Below are 17,312 nucleotides of genomic sequence, written 5' to 3' on the forward strand. Positions count from 1 at the left end.
CGCCCGGTTACATTCCGAACCCGGAAGCTAAGCCTTACAGCGCCGATGGTACTGCAGGGGGGACCCTGTGGGAGAGTAGGACACCGCCGAACAATTTTTGAGAAAACCCCCGTGCCATTCGGCACGGGGGTTTTCTGCGTTTAGGGTCAATGGCATGCGCTATGACCTCGTGATCTTCGACAATGACGGTGTTCTCGTCGACAGCGAGCCGATCTCCAACCGGCATCTCGCCGCCTATCTGACCGAGCTCGGGCATCCGACCTCCTACGAGGACTCCATCCGCGACTACATGGGCTCCGCCATGCACCGGATCCATGAGCTCGTCCTGGAGCGGACCGGACAGCGGTTGCCCGAGGACTTCGATGACGTGTTCCACGCTCGGGTCTTTGCCGCGTTCGAGCGGGAGTTGCAGCCGGTCGCCGGTGTCGCGGGCGTACTGGAGAAGCTGGCGGCGGACGGGGTGCCGTACTGTGTCGCCTCCTCCGGGAGTCATGAGCGGATCCGGGTCGGGCATCGGGCGACCGGGCTGGACCGGTGGTTCGAGGACGAGCGGATCTTCAGTTCGCAGGACGTGGGGCGGGGGAAGCCGGCGCCGGATCTCTTCCTGTACGCGGCCGAGCGGATGGGGGGCGAGCCTCGGCGCTGTGTCGTCGTAGAGGACAGTCCGTTGGGGGTGCAAGCCGCCAACTCGGCTCATATGGATGTCTATGGGTTCACTGCTATGACTCCTGCCGACAAGCTCGCGGGGGCCACGCAACTCTTCTCCAACATGGGGGAGTTGGCCGACCTGCTCGTCTGACATTTGTCATGTGGAGCTCCGGACGATCGTTTCTAGTGGGGGTCGGGGTCTCGGCGGGAAGCTGAGGGCATGACGAAGACGACGAAGAAGAACGCCCTGGTCCCGCTGCTTCTCGACGTGGCCGTGCCGATCGGTTCGTACTACCTGCTCAAGGACGGGCTCGGGATGAGCACGCTCGCCGCGCTGGGGTGGAGCAGTGTCGGGCCGGCGCTGCGGACCGTGTGGGGCGTGGTCAGGGAGCGCGCGCTCAATGGGCTCGCGGTGCTGATTCTCTTCGTGAACGTCGTCGGGCTGCTGCTCAGCCTGGTCGCCGGGGATCCGCGGCTGATGCTCGCCAAGGAGAGCGGGGTCAGCAGTGTGGTCGGGATCGGCATCCTTGTGTCCGTGGTGATGGGGCGGCCGATGATGACCGCCGGGATGAAGCCCTGGCTCGTGAAGGGGATCGCCGAGCGGGAGGCCGCTTGGGCGCGGCTGGCCGAGGGGTCCGTGGAGTTCCGGCGGGCCGAGCGGGTCTTCTCAGTGGTGTGGGGGGTCGTACTGCTGGGGGAGTGCGTGGTGCGGGTCGTGGGGGCGTACACGTTGCCGGTGGACACCATGGTCTGGCTCGGGACGGTCATCATGGTCGTCTCGATGAGTCTGGCGTTCCTCGTGAGCGGGGCGCTCGCCGCCGGGCCCATGGCGCGCATGCTGCTCGCCGAAGCAGCCGCCGCCCAGGCCGTCCAGCACGACAGCGCAGCTCAGAGCGTCGAACGCCCTGCTCTCCGCCCCGCCGTCGCGCTCGCCGAGTAAAGCTGAGGGAAATTCATCTTTGGCTGGATCTACCCACGAGTACGTTGGGGCCCTACGCTCGCCGCCATGACAGATGTGCTGCGGCGCGGTAGGGCCTCACTGGCGTTCAGCTTCTTCGCGCAAGGCGTCGCCTTTGCTCTGCTGGTCACCCGGATTCCGGCCATCCAGGACCGCTACGGGGTCTCCGACGCGCTGCTGCCCGCCTTCCTGGCGGCCGTGCCGGTCCTCGCCGGGGTCGGGAGCGTGTCGACCGAGCAGTTGGTGAAGAGGATCCGGCCCAGTCGGCTGCTGCGGTGGGCCCAGCCCGTCGTACTCCTGGCGCTGCTCGGGGTGGGCGCGGGGGACTCGCTGGTCGAGCTGGGGGTCTCGCTCGCCGCGTTCGGGCTCGCCGTGGGCATGCTCGACGCGTCCATGAACATGCTCGGGGTGAGTCTGCAGCGGGCGTACGGGCGCAGCATCATGCTGAGCTTCCACGCGGTGTTCAGCCTCGGCGGGATCGTCGGGGCCTCGCTCGCCTGGGTGGGGGCGCACTGGCACCTCGCGCTGTTCGTGTCCTATCTGCCGGTCGTGCTGGTGCTGCTGCCGGCGGCGCTGGTGGGGAGCCGGTGGTATGTCGATGGGGACGGGACCGTCGTAGCGGAGAAGGCGGAGGGTGGGGAGCCGCTCGTCTTCAAGTTGCTGCTGCCGCTCTGTCTGGTGATGACCTTCGCGTACATCGGGGACTCCACCGTCTCCAACTGGAGTGCCAAGTACCTCCAGGACGTGCTGGGGAGCAGTGAGCAGCTCGCGACCGTGCCGTACAACGTCTACATGGTGACCACGCTGATCGGGCGGGCCGTCGGGGACTTCGGGGTACGGCGGTTCGGGGCGGCGACGGTCGTACGGCTGGGGGCGCTGGTGGCGGCCGGGGGGTTCGCGGTGGTGGCCGTGGCGCCCGGGCCGTGGGTGGGGATGCTCGGGTTCACGCTGCTGGGGATGGGGTTGTGCGTGCTGGTGCCGCAGACGTTCGCGGCGGCCGGGCGGCTGTTCCCCGGGGCGTCCGATGCGGCCGTGGCGCGGCTCAATGTCTTCAACTACGTGGGGTTCCTGGTCGGTTCGCCGTTGGTGGGGGCGCTCGGGGACGCCTGGAGCTATCGCGGGGCCATGCTGGTGCCGATGCTGTTGGTGCTGGTGACGCTGGTGTACGCCAAGTCGTTCGCCGCTCAACCGGACCGATACGGTGGCGGGCATGAGCGGCCGCGCACAGTTGATGTGGGATGAAGCGGTAACGGGCTACGACTTCGGTCCGGACCATCCGATGGATCCGGTCCGACTTGCCCTGACCCGACGGTTGGTGGAGGCCTTCGGGCTGGACCGGGACGTGGACGTCGTGGCCGCGAAGGCGGCCGGGGAGTCGACGTTGCGGCTGGTGCACCGGGAGGACTACGTCGAGGCCGTGAAGGCGGCCTCCGTGGATCCCGGGGCGGCCGACCAGTCGTACGGGCTGGGGACGATGGACGATCCGGCGTTCGCGCGGATGCACGACGTCTCGGCGCTGATCGCGGGGCAGTCGGTGGGGGCCGCGGAGGCGGTGTGGCGGGGGGACGCGCTGCACGCGGTGAACTTCGCGGGCGGGCTGCACCACGCGATGCCGGGGGGTGCGTCGGGGTTCTGCATCTACAACGACGCGTCGCTGGCCATTGCTCGGTTGCTGGAGTTGGGGGCCTCTCGGGTCGCTTATGTCGATGTCGACGTGCATCACGGGGACGGGGTGCAGGCGGCGTTCTGGGAGGACCCTCGGGTGCTGACGATCTCGTTGCACGAGCATCCCCGCACGCTCTTTCCGCAGACCGGGTGGCCCGAGGAGACCGGGGCGGACTCGGCGGAGGGGTCCGCGGTGAACGTGGCGTTGCCGGCGGGGACCGGGGACGCGGGGTGGTTGCGGGCGTTCCATGCCGTGGTGCCGGAGTTGATTGCTGAATTTCGGCCGGATGTGCTGGTGACCCAGCATGGGGCCGATACGCATTTCGAGGATCCGCTGGCTCATCTCGCGGTGTCTCTGGATGCTCAGCGGGCTGTGCAGGTCGCGTGTCATGAACTGGCGCACGAGTACGCCGGGGGGAAGTGGGTCGCGCTGGGGGGTGGGGGGTACGCGGTGGTGGAAGTGGTGCCGCGGTCCTGGACGCACTTGGTGGCGATCGCGGCGGGTCGGCCTGTTGAGCCGGCTGCTGAGGTGCCGGAGTCTTGGCGGCAGGAGGTGTTCGCTCGGACTCGGCAGCTGGCGCCGGCGCGGATGACTGATGGGCGGTGGCCTGTGTCGTACGCGGAGTGGGATGCGGGGTATGACCCTGCGGATCGGTTGGATCAGGCGGTGCTTGCTACTCGGCGGGCCGTTTTTCCGTTGCGGGGGTTGTTGGCCTAAGGGGGTGCCTCGCCCTCCGGGTTGGCGGGTGCGGGCCCGTCGTGGCTGGTCGCGCAGTTCCCCGCGCCCCTAGGGGGGTTTACGCCAACTGCGCCAATTTTCCCTGTTCCTCTCACTTCCCTCGGTCCTCTTCGCCACCATCACTCCCGTGTTGAGTACCGGCGCCCTGCGCGCCCATCTGCTTGCTGCTCGTCTGGCCGGGGCCGTGGCCACCTCTCGGGAGGAGAGTCTGCGGAGTTATCGGTTGTTCGCGGCTCGGGATCCGCGGGTGTTGATCGGGATTGATCCTGAATGGTCGTGGAGTGAGCGGGATTTGATCGGGCTCATGGCGGACAAGTGCGGTGTTTCGAGCGATCCGAGTCATAGGTCCGGGCATGATTTGATCGATCCCGACCGGACGCTCGCCGCGCTGGACGCCTTCGCGGAGCGCCTCGCGGCAGTTGCCCAGCGCAGCGGCCCCGTGCTGATCGGGACCGGGCATCCGCACCGACTGCTCGGCTTCTACGCCGCTCTCGCGGACGCGCTCTCGGCGGCGGGATGTACCGTCCTCACCCCTGCGCATGGTCGCCGTGTCGACATAACGACCCGGTTCGGTCTACGCACGTACAACCTTGACTACGTACGAGGAGTCGCGCTCGTGCGGGAACCGGACGCGAAGAGCTCCGGTGGTGAGCCGGGCGCACACACGCATTCACCGCTCCCGGTTCGGACCGCGCTGGCCGCCGCGGCCGAGAGTGGCGGGCCGCTTCCGGAGCTCGTGATCGGGGATCACGGCTGGGTCTGCGGAGCAGGTCAGCTGGGGTTTGAGGCCATTGGTCTTGCCGATACGGATGACCCCGCGCTCTTTGTGGGGGAGGCCGAGGGGGCCGTGTCCGTCGTCGTTCCACTTGATGACGCTGTGCGGTCTGATTACTACCTGCCGCTGACCCGCTACGTACTCAATCGAGCGTGTCTGTCACAGTAGGCCGCCGATGGGTGCACCTCTTCCCCACTTGCATCACCCGCCCCTACATTGGGGAGTGAGCACGCAACGACGAAGAGTCACCGGAAGGGGAAGCCGGTGGCCGTCGAGTGCGGAAGGTTCAGGTGTGTCATGGCTGCTGAACAGAGGCCTCTGAGCGAGGTTCAGTTCCTTACCGTGGCGGAGGTCGCCTCGGTGATGCGAGTGTCGAAGATGACCGTGTACCGGCTGGTGCACAGCGGTCATCTGCCCGCGATCCGGGTGGGGCGGTCCTTCCGCGTCCCCGAGAACGCGGTTCACGAGTACCTCCGCGAGAGTTATGTGGGGGTGGAGACGGCCTGACGACTGTGGTTCCGGGGAGGTCCCCTCAGGGGTCTCAGGGCACTCGCGGACCCCTGCCCGATCTCCCCGGTTCACCTCGATTACGACCTCAGCGCTCGGGCGGGTAGGCTAGCCCCTCGTAGGTCGTATGGGCCCATGATGCCCAGCACCGAGTGATGAGAAGTGAGCGAGGGTAGTCGTGGGCTCTGTTATCAAGAAGCGGCGCAAGCGGATGGCGAAGAAGAAGCACCGCAAGCTGCTCAAGCGCACGCGCGTTCAGCGTCGCAACAAGAAGTAAGCGACGCCGCGTAAGTAGCGTGATTGTGGCCCCCCACCCGAATCCGGTGGGGGGCCACACGCATAACCCCGTGGGCTGGATGTCGTCACCTCGTGCAGTGGGCGGTCATCACAGCGCAACATCGACCCGCTAAGTTGGCCGCCACGGGGAACGCGAACAGACCCTAGGGCTTAAAGGAAGGCGCTGATCTTGGGAAAGGTCGTGCTCGTGACCGGAGTGGCCCGTCAGTTGGGGGGCCGGTTCGTACGACGGATCCAGCGTGACCCGCAGGTCGACCGGGTGGTCGCGGTGGACGCGGTGCCGCCCGAGCACCATCTGGGCGGGGCCGACTTCATCCAGGCGGACATCCGGCAGCCCGGTATCGCGCGGGTGCTGGCCGAGACGGCCGCCGACACGGTCGTCCACCTGGATGTGACCGGGACGCCGCTCGGCAGCGGCAGCCGGGCCTCGCTGAAGGAGAACAACGTCATCGGCACCATGCAGTTGCTGGGTGCCTGTCAGAAGTCGCCGACGGTCAAACGGCTCGTCGTGAAGTCCAGTACCAACGTGTACGGTTCCGCGCCGCGCGATCCCGCGGTGTTCACGGAGACCACCCCGCCGAAGTCGCTGCCGAGCGGCGGGTTCGCCAAGGACACCGTCGAGGTCGAGGGGTACGTCCGCGGGTTCGCGCGGCGCCGGCCCGATGTGGCCGTGTGTGTGCTGCGGTTCGCGAACATCCTGGGGCCGACCGCCGACACCCCGTTGGCCTCGTACTTCGCGCTGCCGGTGCTGCCGACCGTGTTCGGCTACGACCCGCGCCTCCAGTTCGTGCACGAGGACGACGTGATCGAGGTCCTCAGGATCGCCTCGCACGAACCGGCGCGGTCCACGCTCAACAGCGGCACCTTCAACATCGCGGGCGACGGCGTGCTGCTGCTCTCGCAGTGTTCGCGGCGGCTGGGCCGGCCCACCGTGCCGCTGCTGCTGCCGGCCGTCACCTGGGCCGGATCGCTGGTCCGTACGCTCGGGATGACGGACTTCTCGCCCGAGCAGATCCGGCTGCTGACCCACGGCCGGGTGGTGGCGACGACCCAGATGCGCGAGACGCTCGGATTCCGGCCGAAGTACACCACGGCGGAGACCTTCGCGGACTTCGCGCGCAGCCAGGGCCCGGGGCTGCTGCCGCCGGAGGCCCTCGCCGGGGCCGTCGACCGGATCGCCGCGCTGCCGCAGCTCGCGGGCAGCGGCCACACCCCGACAGGCCACCCCCCGACGCAGAGCGCCAACTGAGGAGCGCATCAACGATGGCGGATGCCAAGGTCATTCCGTTCGACGACGACCGGTCCCGTGCGGGTGCCGTACCGCGGCCGCAGCGGCGCCGGAGCGCGGGGAGCCGGCGCAAGGGTGCCGAACCCGCGGTGGTCCGCGAGGTCCAGCCCCTGCCCAGCGGCGCGCCCGCGCAGGATGATGTTCCTGTGACGCGTGAGGAACAGCCGCCGGAGCGGGCGGGGGACGAGGGCGGCCTGGAGCGCCGGGTCGCGAGCGGCCTGAACTTCCTGCGGCGGCGGCTCACCGGCGACTACGAGGTCGACGACTTCGGCTACGACGAGGAGTTGACCGACCAGGTCCTGATGTCCCTGCTGCGGCCGGTGTACGAGAAGTACTTCCGGGTCGAGGTGAAGGGCGTCGAGAACATCCCGGCGGAGGGGGGCGCGCTGATCGTCGCCAACCACTCCGGGACGCTGCCGATGGACGGCCTGATGATGCAGGTCGCCGTCCACGACAACCACCCGGCGGGCCGGCATCTGCGGCTGCTCGCCGCGGACCTCGTCTTCATGCTGCCGGTGGTCAACGAGCTGGCCCGCAAGCTCGGTCACACGCTGGCCTGCGCGGAGGACGCGGCACGGCTGCTCCAGCAGGGCGAGCTGGTCGGGGTGATGCCGGAGGGCTTCAAGGGGCTCGGCAAGCCGTTCAACGACCGCTACAAGCTCCAGCGTTTCGGCCGCGGCGGGTTCGTCTCCACGGCGCTGCGGGCGGGGACGCCGATCATTCCGTGCTCGATCGTCGGCGCGGAGGAGATCTATCCGATGATCGGCAACGCGAAGACGGTGGCCCGGCTGCTCGGCTTCCCGTACTTCCCGATCACGCCGACCTTCCCCTGGCTCGGTCCGCTCGGCGCGATCCCGCTGCCGACCAAGTGGACCATTCAGTTCGGCGAGCCGATCCTCACGGACGGCTATCCGCCGGAGGCCGCCGAGGACCCGATGCTGATGTTCAACCTGACGGACCAGGTGCGGGAACAGATCCAGCACACGCTCTACAAGCTGCTGGTGCAGCGGCGGTCGGTCTTTTTCTGATACGGCAACGGGGGCGCCCCTCGCGAGAGAGGCACCCCCGTGGCAGTTAGTTCGCGTCCTCGCCCTCGATGCCCAGGCCCGGCAAGAGGCCGGGGAGGAGCGGGGGCAGGGTGACGTCGGGCTCGGTGGTCGGGGTTGATGTGGACGGGGAGGCTGTGCCGGTGTCCTTCGGTGGGTCCAGGAGGCCGCCGGTGTTGCCGCCGAGCAGGCCGTCGTCCTCGCTGCCGGACGTGGCCGACTTGCTGGGGCCGCTCTCGCCGCTGTGCTCCGAGGAACCGCCGCCGCCCGGGGCCGTCGACCGGCCGGAGCCGGTGGAGGAGTCCGAGGACGTCGAACCGGAGCCCTGCCGCTGGCCGCTGCCGCCGCCGGTCTGCGCGGGCGGCTGGGGGAGCAGGGACTGGAGCGGGGCGACCTCTTGGTCTATGGCGTCGAAGACCTCGGACACCTGGTCGCCGACGTCGCCGAGCTGGACCGGCAGCCGGTCGCGGAGCGCGCCCCAGGCCTCGCGGTGCGAGCGCGAGAAGGCGTCGAGGGCCTGGATGGGGCCGAGCGAGCCGGGGTCGCGTTCGTACGCCTCGTGGAGCAGCCGGTGGCCCTCGGAGGCGTCGTGCCGCATCCCTGAGAGGGTGCGGCGGATCTCGCCCAGGGATTCGTGGTCCAGATGGCCGCCGCGGCCGCGCTCCATCAGCCGGCGGGCCTCGCTGAGCCGGGTGGAGGCCTGGTCGAGGTAGGCCATACCGCGCTCGTCGTCGCCCTCGGACATGTAGGTGAGCTTGAAGTCCTCGATGCCGCGCTTGAGGCCGTACAGCGAGTCCCCGGGGAGGGCGTCGGAGCTCGCGGCGGCGACTCCGCCGAAGGCTCCGGCGGCGACCCCGACGCTCAGGCCGCCCGCGGCCAGGCCCTTGGTGAGCCGGGAACGCGGTCGCAGTTTGCCGAGCGGGCTCGCCCGGTGGGCGCCCTTGGCCCGGTGGGAGCGCTGCTCGGGCACCGAGGCGTCCGCCCCGCCCGCCAGCAGCATGGCCTCCATCGCGGCCACCAGCTGGGCCCGCTGGACGACCTTGACCTCGGGGTCCAGCTCAGGCCTGGGCAGCTCGCCGAGACACTCCGCGAGGGCCAACAGACGGTCCTGCTCGGTCTGTTCCGCGGTGGGGGCCGTACGTCCTTCGGACTGTTCGGCCGCCGGGTCCCGGTCGGACTGCTCCTCCATGGCCTGGGCGAAGGCGTTCGCCCGCCGGTGCGCCGATACGTTCGCGATCACTGGCGGCACCTCCTCTCGTCATGACGGTCGACTCCCCAGGGGGTCCTGAGGGTTGCACACCCTGACCACATGCACACGATCGGGTGATCGATGTCGGCCAGGGAGTGACCACAGGGAGCCTGCATCCCGCACAACGAGCGGCGCGGCACTTGGGTTACGGACTGAGGATGATCGGATCGGGGAGTCAACGGACTTTCACCGAGAGCGAGTTGATGGTGACCAGACGTGTTCGCTCAGCGGGCGTCGTCCGGCAGGAGCCGGGCCAGGGTGCGCACGGCCCGGTACTGGAGGGTCTTGATGGCGCCCTCGTTCTTCCCCATCACCCGGGCGGTCTCGGCGACCGAGAGGCCCTGGAGGAAGCGGAGGGTCACGCACTCCTGCTGCTGCGGGTTGAGCCGGCGGACGGCGTCGAGCAGCGCGGCGTTGGAGAGTGACTCCAGGACGGAGTCCTCGGGGGAGCGCTCGACCTCGTTGGCGTCGAGCATCTCGCCGGTGGTGACCTCCAGGCGGAACCGGCTCGACTTGAAGTGGTCGGCCACGAGGTTGCGGGCGATGGTGACCAGCCAGGCGCCGAAGTCGCGGCCCTGCCAGGTGAAGGTGCCGATCCTTCGGAGCGCGCGCAGGAACGTCTCGCTCGTCAGGTCCTCGGCGGTCGCCTTTCCGCCCACCCGGTAGTAGATGTACCGGTAGACGGTGTCGCTGTACTGGTCGTACAGCCGGCCGAAGGCGTCGGCCTCGCCGGCCTGGGCGCGTTCGACCAGGTCCATCATGCGGGCGCTGTCGCTGTTCGCGGCAGGACGGCGGGCCGTTGCGGCACCGGTCGAACGCCCTCGTCTGCCGACGGCCGCGGAACCTTCCGCCAGCGCGTAGCACGGGCCGATCGGTGCCGTGGCTACGGCAAGTACGGGGACGGCGTACGCGGTGGGGACGAAGCGCAGGAGGTTTTGGACCGTTGCGCGCAGCGTAGCCAGGCCCGAGGCGTCAACCCCGACGTGTGAGGACACGGGACTCCCAGAGGCAGAGCTTGCATCACGTGCAGTGCGGGACCGTTCACCCGTCGTAGCGACGGAGGGGTACCGGTTTGCGTCTGAGGAGAATAACGCTTAGTGCAGGCACTGCTACACCCAGTTGCTCTATTCATCGATTACGTCGCTTCTGTAACCGATTGGGACCCGTTCAAGTGCCGCAGCGTGACCGGTTGTTGATCGAAAACGGTCACGTACTGCCAGGGAACAGGGCGTGTTGTGGCCGTGTGCAGCCAACGCCGCTGCACACGGGGTTACGCCGGTAAAACCCGTGTATTGGTGTGTTTGCCTGGTTAGCGGCGGCGCTTGTGCAGGGCGATCGCCGCTGCCGTGCCGCCCGCCACCGCTCCGACGCCCGCCGCCGCGGGGATGCCGACCTTCGCCGCCTTGCGGCCGGTGCGGTAGTCGCGCAGCCGCCAGTCGAGTTGGCGGGCGTGCTTGCGGAGCTTGGTGTCCGGGTTGATCGCGTAGGGGTGGCCGACCAGCGAGAGCATCGGGATGTCGTTGTGGCTGTCGCTGTAGGCGGCGCAGCGGGAGAGGTCCAGGCCCTCCGCGGCGGCCAGGGCGCGGACCGCCTCCGCCTTCGCGGGGCCGTGCAGCGGTTCGCCGACCAGCTTGCCGGTGTAGACGCCGTCGACCGACTCCGCGACCGTGCCGAGCGCGCCGGTCAGGCCGAGGCGGCGGGCGATCACCTGGGCGATCTCCACCGGGGCCGCTGTGACCAACCACACCTTCTGCCCGGCGTCGAGATGGGCCTGCGCGAGGGCGCGGGTGCCCGGCCAGATGCGCTCGGCCATGTATTCGTCGTAGATCTCCTCGCCGATCGACTGCAGTTCGGCGACGCGGTGGCCCTTCACGATGGACAGGGCCGAGTCCCGGGCCTCCTGCATGTGCTCGGGGTCCTCGAAGCCGGCGAGGCGGAACCAGGCCTGCTGCCAGGCGAACTTCGCGAGGTCGCGGGTCTCGAAGAACTTCCGTTTGTACAGGCCACGGCCGAAGTGGAAGAGGGACGCACCCTGCATCACGGTGTTGTCCAGGTCGAAGAAGGCGGCGGCCTTGTCGTCGCCGAGCACGGGGAACTCCGGTTCCGCGTCGGAGACGGAATCGGAGACCGTGTCGGGGACCGACTTGCGCGCGGCCTCCGCCGAGGCCTCGCCTGCCAACACGCTTCGCGCCGTGGCGGAGCGCCTACGGGGAGTGAGCCATCCGAGAGCGGCCATGTCGTGAGCATAGCCAGTCTGTTCGGTGGTTCCGGAGTCGCGAGGTTTGAAGGGTGTGAACTCTCCGAGACCGTGCCGTTAAACCATGCCCGTCGGCGGGCGGAGAATGGCCGGCATGAGTCCCCTCTTTCCTCGCAAGCAGGCCAAGGACCCCAGTCTTCACGCAGCGCGGCTCGTCACGCTGATCCGTAAGCCGGGCTGTCATCTGTGTGATGACGCACAGTCCGTCATCGAGAAGGTGTGTGGAGATCTCGGGGTTCCCTGGGAGTACAAGGACATCGACCAGGATCCTCAACTCCACGACCAGTACTGGGAACAGATCCCCGTGGTACTCGTCGACGGGGAGCAGCACACTTTCTGGCGCGTGGACGAGGGGCGTCTCCGTAGGGCCTTGAGCGCTTAGGATCGATGGCGACTTGGTCTCGGGGGCGGGATTATTGAGGGAAGTGTGCGGTTTTGCCTCCAAGAGAGACGTGCGTGACCCCGGTCACGTTGGCCGGGCAAATCGGACACCATCTTTGTGCACGCGTTCACAAAGACATAGCCTGCATTCGACGGGGCGGTCTGGGGACGCATGACCGCCCACAGCCCCGCTCTACCCGCAGGAGCACCGTGGCAACTGGCCGAACTCACCGACCGGCGACCCGTAGCCGAGGGATCCCCGAGGCCACCGTCGCCAGGCTTCCGCTGTACCTACGAGCCCTGACCGCACTGTCGGAGCGCTCGGTACCCACGGTCTCCTCCGAGGAGCTGGCCGCCGCCGCGGGGGTCAACTCCGCGAAGCTGCGCAAGGACTTCTCTTACCTGGGTTCTTACGGAACGCGCGGTGTCGGCTACGACGTCGAGTATCTCGTCTACCAGATCTCCCGCGAGCTGGGGCTGACCCAGGACTGGCCGGTTGTGATCGTCGGCATCGGCAATCTCGGTGCCGCGCTCGCCAACTACGGCGGGTTCGCCTCCCGTGGATTCCGGGTCGCGGCCCTCATCGACGCGGATCCGGCGATGGCCGGGAAGCCGGTCGCGGGGATTCCGGTGCAGCACTCCGACGACCTGGAAAAGATCATCGAGGACAACGGTGTGTCCATCGGTGTCATCGCCACCCCCGCGGGCGCGGCCCAGCCGGTGTGCGACCGGCTCGTGGCCGCCGGGGTCACCTCCATCCTGAACTTCGCGCCGACCGTGCTGTCCGTGCCGGACGGTGTCGACGTGCGCAAGGTCGACCTCTCCATCGAGCTGCAGATCCTCGCGTTCCACGAGCAGCGCAAGGCCGGCGAGGAGGCCGCCGCTGCCGATGGTGCCGGGGCGGTTGTCGCCGCGCGGGGTGACTCCGGCTCCGCATCCGCCTCCGCCTCCGCCGACAAAGGGCCCGACGGGGACGTACCCGCCGTGATGCCGGCATGAGTCTTCTCGTCGTCGGGCTGAGCCACCGCAGCGCTCCGGTCAGTGTGCTGGAGCGGGCGGCGCTGCATGCCGATGCGCAGGTGAAGTTGCTCCAGGACACGGTCGCGGCGGAGCCGGCCGCGGAGGCCGCCGTGCTCGCCACGTGCAACCGGATCGAGCTGTACGCCGACGTGGACAAGTTCCACGCGGGTGTTGCCGAGCTGTCCACGCTGCTGGCCCAGCACAGTGGGGTGGGGCTGGACGAGCTGACCCCTTATCTGTACGTGCACTACGAGGACCGGGCCGTTCATCACCTGTTCTCCGTCGCCTGTGGGCTCGACTCCATGGTCGTGGGCGAGGGACAGATCCTCGGGCAGATCAAGGACTCGCTGGCCAAGGCGCAGGATCTGCACACCGCCGGGCGGCTGCTGAACGACCTGTTCCAGCAGGCGCTGCGGGTGGGGAAGCGGGCGCACTCCGAGACGGGGATCGACCGGGCCGGGCAGTCGCTGGTGACGTTCGGGCTGGAGCAGTTGGCCTCCGGTGGGGATGTGCAGGGCTGGGCTCGCGGTAAGAAGGCGCTGGTCATCGGGGCCGGGTCGATGTCCTCGCTGGCTGCGGCGACGCTGTCCCGGGCGGGGGTCTCGGAGATCGTCGTCGCGAACCGGACTGCTGAGCGGGCCTCGCGGCTGGTGGAGATTCTCAACGAAGCCGGCGGCGTGGTGGCCCGTGCGGTACCGATGGATTCGGTGTCGGACGAGCTGACACGTGCCGATGTTGTGGTGTCTTGTACGGGTGCTACCGGCCTGGTGCTGACAGCTGAGGCCGTTGCTGCTGGGCGGGGGTTGGACGCGCAGCCCGGCGCTTTCGGGGTGCCGTCTGCGCCCACCCGTGCCGCCCAAGCGGCACGACTGCCCGCAGACCAGGGGGGCGAGGAGAGCTGTCCGCTTGACCTGTCCCCGATGCCCGCCACCGCCGGTTTCTCCGTGCTCGGTGAGGCTGCTGTCGCGGGGATCGCTGCATCCGAGTTGGAGCAGCATGCCGCTTGGGTGGACAACGCCCCCCGGCCGCAGGGGCCCGGCGTCGACCCTGTCCAGGAAGCCGAGGCCATCGCCGCGCTCGCCGCCACCGCCGCCACCGTCGGGCGGGTGCCCGAGCGGCGCAGGCCCGAGCCCGTTGCCGAGATTCCGCGGCCGGCTCCCTCGCTGTTTCTGCTTGATCTCGCCATGCCACGGGACATCGACGCCGCCGTGCACCGGCTGGCCGGGGTGCGGCTGGTCGACATCGAGTCGCTGGCCGAGGCTTCCGCCGATGCGCCGATGGCGGCCGACGTCGACCAGGTCCGTCGTATCGTCGCCGACGAGGTCGCCGCGTTCGGGGCCGCGCTGCGGGCCGCGCACATCACGCCGACCGTCGTCGCGCTGCGGACCATGGCCGCCGATGTCGTGGCGAATGAGATCGCGCGGCTGGAGGGGCGGCTGCCCGGGCTCGACGACAAGCACCGCGGCGAGATCACGCAGACCGTGAAGCGCGTGGTCGACAAGCTGCTGCACGCGCCGACCGTACGGGTCAAGCAGCTCGCGGCCGAGCCCGGCGGTGCCGGGTACGCGGACGCGCTGCGGACCCTGTTCGACCTCGACCCCGAGACGGTGGCCGCCGTCTCCCGCGCCGAGGACAGCACCGACCATGAGAAAGACCGAGGGCCGGCATGAGGAGCAACGCGCTACGGCTCGGGACCAGGCGGAGCAAGCTCGCCATGGCCCAGTCCGGGCAGGTGGGCGAGGCGGTGAGCAGGCTCACCGGCCGGCCCGTCGAACTCGTCGAGATCACCACGTACGGCGATGTGTCGCGGGAGCAGCTCGCGCAGATCGGCGGCACCGGCGTGTTCGTGACCGCGCTGCGCGAAGCCCTGCTCAAGGGCGAGGTCGACTTCGCCGTGCACTCGCTGAAGGACCTGCCGACCGGGCAGCCCGACGAGCTGGCGCTGGCCGCGGTCCCCGAGCGCGAGGACCCGCGTGACGTGCTCGTCGCCCGGGACGCCCTGAAGTTCACCGACCTGCCCCGCGGCGCCCGCATAGGTACCGGTTCGCCTCGGCGCATGGCCCAGCTGAACGCGTACGCCCGCGCGCACGGACTTGATATCGAGACGGTTGCGATCCGGGGGAACGTCGACACCCGGATGCGGTTCGTGCGCGATGGTGAACTCGATGCGGTGGTGCTCGCTGCGGCCGGACTGCAGCGCATCGGCCGGATCGACGAAGTGACCGACTTCCTGTCGGTCGACACGGTTCTGCCCGCCCCCGGCCAGGGGGCACTGGCGATCGAATGCACCGCGGACAACGCGGACCTCGTCGCCGCGCTCGGAGAGCTCGACGACCCGTTCACCCGGGCCGCCGTGACCGCCGAGCGGTCCCTGCTCGCCGCCCTGGAGGCCGGCTGCTCCGCCCCTGTGGGCGCGCTGGCCGACCTGCTGGCCGACGGGCAGATTGTCAAGGAAATGCGCCTGCGGGGCGTCGTCGGCACGACCGACGGCTCGCGCACGGTGCAGTTGTCCACCACCGGTCCCGTGCCCGAGACGTACGACCAAGCAATGGCGCTCGGCCGTGAACTCGCTGCCGAGATGCTTGCCCAGGGCGCGGCCGGTCTGATGGGGGAGCGAGCACAGTGAGCCCCACCACCCTTCCCGCCGGTCCTGAACACGGGCACGTCACCTTCCTGGGTGCCGGACCCGGAGATCCGGGACTGCTGACATTGCGCGCCGTGGAGGCGCTGGCGAGCGCGGACGTCCTCGTCGCCGGGCACGAGGTGCTCGACGTCGTACGGACCCACGCCCGTTCGGGCGTTGCCGTCGTGAACACGGACTCGGAGTCCTCCTCGGACCCCGTTCCGGGCACAGGCACGCCTCAGCTAAAGGTTGTTGACGGTGCGTCAACAGCCGTTGGACTCCCCGTTGTGCGGGATGCCGCACATCTTGTCATGGAGGCCGCGCGGGGCGGCAGGCGGGTCGTGCGTGCGGTGTCCGGGGACCCCGGGCTCGACACGTACGCCGCCGAGGAGATGCTGGCGTGCGCCCGTGCGGGTGTGCCGTTCGAGGTGGTGCCGGGGGTGGCCGCGGCGGTGGGCGTGCCCGCGTACGCCGGTGTGCCGCTGCGGGACGCGCAGGGGGCCGATGTTCGGTTCGTGGACGCCCGTACCGCTTCTGATCGGTGCTGGACGGAGGTGGGGGCGTCTGATGGGACCGTGGTTGTTTCCACGTCCCTGGACTCCGTGGGTGCTGCTGCCGGTGAGCTCGTTGCCGCCGGGCGTAAGCCTGATACGCCGATCACCGTCACCGTTGCGGGGACCACTACCCGGCAGCGGACCTGGACCGCGACGCTCGGGACCATCGCGCAGACCTTCAAGCAGGGCAAGGTGCTGCCGTCGCCGGACGGTGGGCGGTCGGTGATAGCCGTGGTCGGGGAGCGGTCCGCCGCGGCTCAGCGGGAGCAGCTGTCGTGGTTCGAGAGCAAGCCGTTGTTCGGCTGGAAGGTTCTCGTGCCGCGGACGAAGGAGCAGGCGGCCTCGTTGTCCGACCAGCTTCGGTCGTACGGTGCTGTGCCGCATGAGGTGCCGACGATTGCCGTTGAGCCGCCTCGGACGCCTCAACAGATGGAGCGGGCCGTGAAGGGGCTCGTTACCGGGCGGTATGAGTGGATTGCCTTTACCTCGGTGAATGCGGTGAAGGCGGTGCGGGAGAAGTTCGAGGAGTACGGGCTTGATGCGCGTGCTTTTGCTGGGATCAAGGTTGCGGCTGTGGGGGAGCAGACGGCCAAGGCGCTTGTCGCGTTTGGTGTGAAGCCGGATCTTGTGCCGTCCGGGGAGCAGTCTGCTGCGGGGTTGCTGGAGGACTGGCCTCCTTACGACCCCGTTTTCGATCCGATTGACCGGGTTTTTCTGCCTCGTGCGGACATCGCTACCGAGACCTTGGTTGCCGGGCTGATCGAGCTTGGGTGGGAGGTGGATGACGTGACGGCTTATCGGACTGTGCGGGCGTCGCCGCCGCCGGCTGAGACTCGGGAGGCGATCAAGGGGGGTGGGTTCGATGCGGTGTTGTTCACCTCGTCGTCCACTGTGCGGAACCTTGTGGGGATTGCCGGGAAGCCGCACAACGTGACGGTGATCGCCTGTATTGGGCCTGCTACGGCTAAGACTGCCGAGGAGCATGGGCTGCGGGTGGATGTGATGGCGCCTGAGCCGTCTGTGCACAAGTTGGCTGAGGCGTTGGCGGACTTTGGGGTGAAGCGGCGGGCTGCGGCTGTGGAGGCGGGGGATCCGGTTACTCGGCCGAGTGAGCGGCGGCCGGGGGCTCGTCGTCGGCGGACGACCACGTGAGTCTGCGGGGCGGTGGGGGTGCGCGTCTTTTGCGCAGTTCCCCGCGCCCCTAAAAGAACGCCCACGGTTCGGTGGTGGGTCGGGGCCGGGGGCGGGGGGTATCCGTCCTCGGTCCGGCGGTTCTCTCTTTTGCGGATGTGCTCGGTAACGGAC

Annotated in this window: 17 protein-coding genes and 1 rRNA gene; 15 read left to right on the forward strand and 3 right to left on the reverse strand. The window is 69.0% G+C overall.

Annotation, left to right across the window (positions count from 1 at the left end):
- The 10 genes from rrf to ABZ896_RS47170 all read left to right on the forward strand — a co-directional run.
- A 5S ribosomal RNA gene (rrf, locus tag ABZ896_RS47125) occupies nucleotides 1–92 on the forward strand; the annotation flags it as partial.
- A gap of 62 nt (nucleotides 93–154) precedes the next feature.
- Complete coding sequence (locus ABZ896_RS47130; RefSeq protein ID WP_360943646.1) at nucleotides 155–799, forward strand: HAD family hydrolase; 645 nt, start codon at nucleotides 155–157, stop codon at nucleotides 797–799.
- A gap of 69 nt (nucleotides 800–868) precedes the next feature.
- Nucleotides 869–1,588: a VC0807 family protein gene (locus tag ABZ896_RS47135; protein WP_360943649.1), complete on the forward strand. Its 720-nt coding sequence runs from the start codon at nucleotides 869–871 to the stop codon at nucleotides 1,586–1,588.
- Nucleotides 1,589–1,654: 66 nt separating this feature from the next.
- On the forward strand, nucleotides 1,655–2,848 hold the full coding sequence (locus tag ABZ896_RS47140) for an MFS transporter (protein ID WP_360943652.1): 1,194 nt from the start codon (nucleotides 1,655–1,657) through the stop codon (nucleotides 2,846–2,848).
- A complete protein-coding gene (locus ABZ896_RS47145) occupies nucleotides 2,817–3,989 on the forward strand; it encodes an acetoin utilization protein AcuC (RefSeq protein WP_360943655.1) in 1,173 nt (390 codons plus the stop codon). Before ABZ896_RS47140 ends, ABZ896_RS47145 begins: the two co-directional genes overlap by 32 nt.
- Nucleotides 3,990–4,137: 148 nt before the next feature.
- Entirely contained in the window at nucleotides 4,138–4,953 is an 816-nt protein-coding gene (locus ABZ896_RS47150) for a phosphatase (protein WP_360943658.1), read from the forward strand.
- Between the two features lie 129 nt (nucleotides 4,954–5,082).
- Complete coding sequence (locus ABZ896_RS47155; RefSeq protein ID WP_016437488.1) at nucleotides 5,083–5,292, forward strand: helix-turn-helix domain-containing protein; 210 nt, start codon at nucleotides 5,083–5,085, stop codon at nucleotides 5,290–5,292.
- Between the two features lie 178 nt (nucleotides 5,293–5,470).
- Nucleotides 5,471–5,569, forward strand: a complete 99-nt coding sequence (locus ABZ896_RS47160; protein ID WP_003948845.1) for an AURKAIP1/COX24 domain-containing protein — start codon at nucleotides 5,471–5,473, stop codon at nucleotides 5,567–5,569.
- Between the two features lie 189 nt (nucleotides 5,570–5,758).
- Nucleotides 5,759–6,838 carry an NAD-dependent epimerase/dehydratase family protein gene (locus ABZ896_RS47165; RefSeq protein ID WP_360943661.1) on the forward strand — a complete coding sequence of 360 codons (1,080 nt, stop codon included), beginning with the start codon at nucleotides 5,759–5,761 and terminating at the stop codon, nucleotides 6,836–6,838.
- A gap of 14 nt (nucleotides 6,839–6,852) precedes the next feature.
- The gene (locus tag ABZ896_RS47170) at nucleotides 6,853–7,905 is read left to right on the forward strand and encodes a lysophospholipid acyltransferase family protein (protein ID WP_360943664.1); all 1,053 of its coding nucleotides are present in this window, start codon (nucleotides 6,853–6,855) and stop codon (nucleotides 7,903–7,905) included.
- Nucleotides 7,906–7,951: 46 nt separating this feature from the next.
- Here the strand turns inward: ABZ896_RS47170 and ABZ896_RS47175 are convergent, their stop codons facing one another.
- From ABZ896_RS47175 to ABZ896_RS47185, 3 genes are all read right to left on the reverse strand, one after another.
- Nucleotides 7,952–9,163, reverse strand: a complete 1,212-nt coding sequence (locus ABZ896_RS47175; RefSeq protein ID WP_360943667.1) for a DUF5667 domain-containing protein — start codon at nucleotides 9,161–9,163, stop codon at nucleotides 7,952–7,954.
- 233 nt (nucleotides 9,164–9,396) lie between these two features.
- Nucleotides 9,397–10,167 carry an ECF subfamily RNA polymerase sigma factor, BldN family gene (locus ABZ896_RS47180; protein ID WP_360943670.1) on the reverse strand — a complete coding sequence of 257 codons (771 nt, stop codon included), beginning with the start codon at nucleotides 10,165–10,167 and terminating at the stop codon, nucleotides 9,397–9,399.
- Nucleotides 10,168–10,481: 314 nt separating this feature from the next.
- Nucleotides 10,482–11,408, reverse strand: coding sequence for an HAD-IB family hydrolase (locus tag ABZ896_RS47185; RefSeq protein WP_360943673.1), 927 nt, complete (start codon nucleotides 11,406–11,408; stop codon nucleotides 10,482–10,484).
- 106 nt (nucleotides 11,409–11,514) lie between these two features.
- Between ABZ896_RS47185 and ABZ896_RS47190 the strand changes: the two genes are divergently transcribed.
- The 5 genes from ABZ896_RS47190 to ABZ896_RS47210 all read left to right on the forward strand — a co-directional run bounded on the left by ABZ896_RS47190 (nucleotide 11,515) and on the right by ABZ896_RS47210 (nucleotide 17,159).
- A complete protein-coding gene (locus ABZ896_RS47190; RefSeq protein ID WP_360943687.1) occupies nucleotides 11,515–11,811 on the forward strand; it encodes a glutaredoxin family protein in 297 nt (98 codons plus the stop codon).
- Between the two features lie 209 nt (nucleotides 11,812–12,020).
- Nucleotides 12,021–12,809, forward strand: coding sequence for a redox-sensing transcriptional repressor Rex (locus tag ABZ896_RS47195; protein ID WP_360943676.1), 789 nt, complete (start codon nucleotides 12,021–12,023; stop codon nucleotides 12,807–12,809).
- Entirely contained in the window at nucleotides 12,806–14,500 is a 1,695-nt protein-coding gene (locus ABZ896_RS47200) for a glutamyl-tRNA reductase (protein WP_360943679.1), read from the forward strand. The genes ABZ896_RS47195 and ABZ896_RS47200 overlap by 4 nt, the downstream gene beginning before the upstream one ends.
- A complete protein-coding gene (gene hemC, locus ABZ896_RS47205; protein WP_360943682.1) occupies nucleotides 14,497–15,456 on the forward strand; it encodes a hydroxymethylbilane synthase in 960 nt (319 codons plus the stop codon). The genes ABZ896_RS47200 and hemC overlap by 4 nt, the downstream gene beginning before the upstream one ends.
- Complete coding sequence (locus ABZ896_RS47210) at nucleotides 15,453–17,159, forward strand: bifunctional uroporphyrinogen-III C-methyltransferase/uroporphyrinogen-III synthase (protein ID WP_360943685.1); 1,707 nt, start codon at nucleotides 15,453–15,455, stop codon at nucleotides 17,157–17,159. The genes hemC and ABZ896_RS47210 overlap by 4 nt, the downstream gene beginning before the upstream one ends.
- Nucleotides 17,160–17,312: the final 153 nt, after the last annotated feature.

It is taken from the genome of Streptomyces sp. NPDC047072 (assembly GCF_040643855.1).
Taxonomy (GTDB): Bacteria; Actinomycetota; Actinomycetes; order Streptomycetales; family Streptomycetaceae; genus Streptomyces.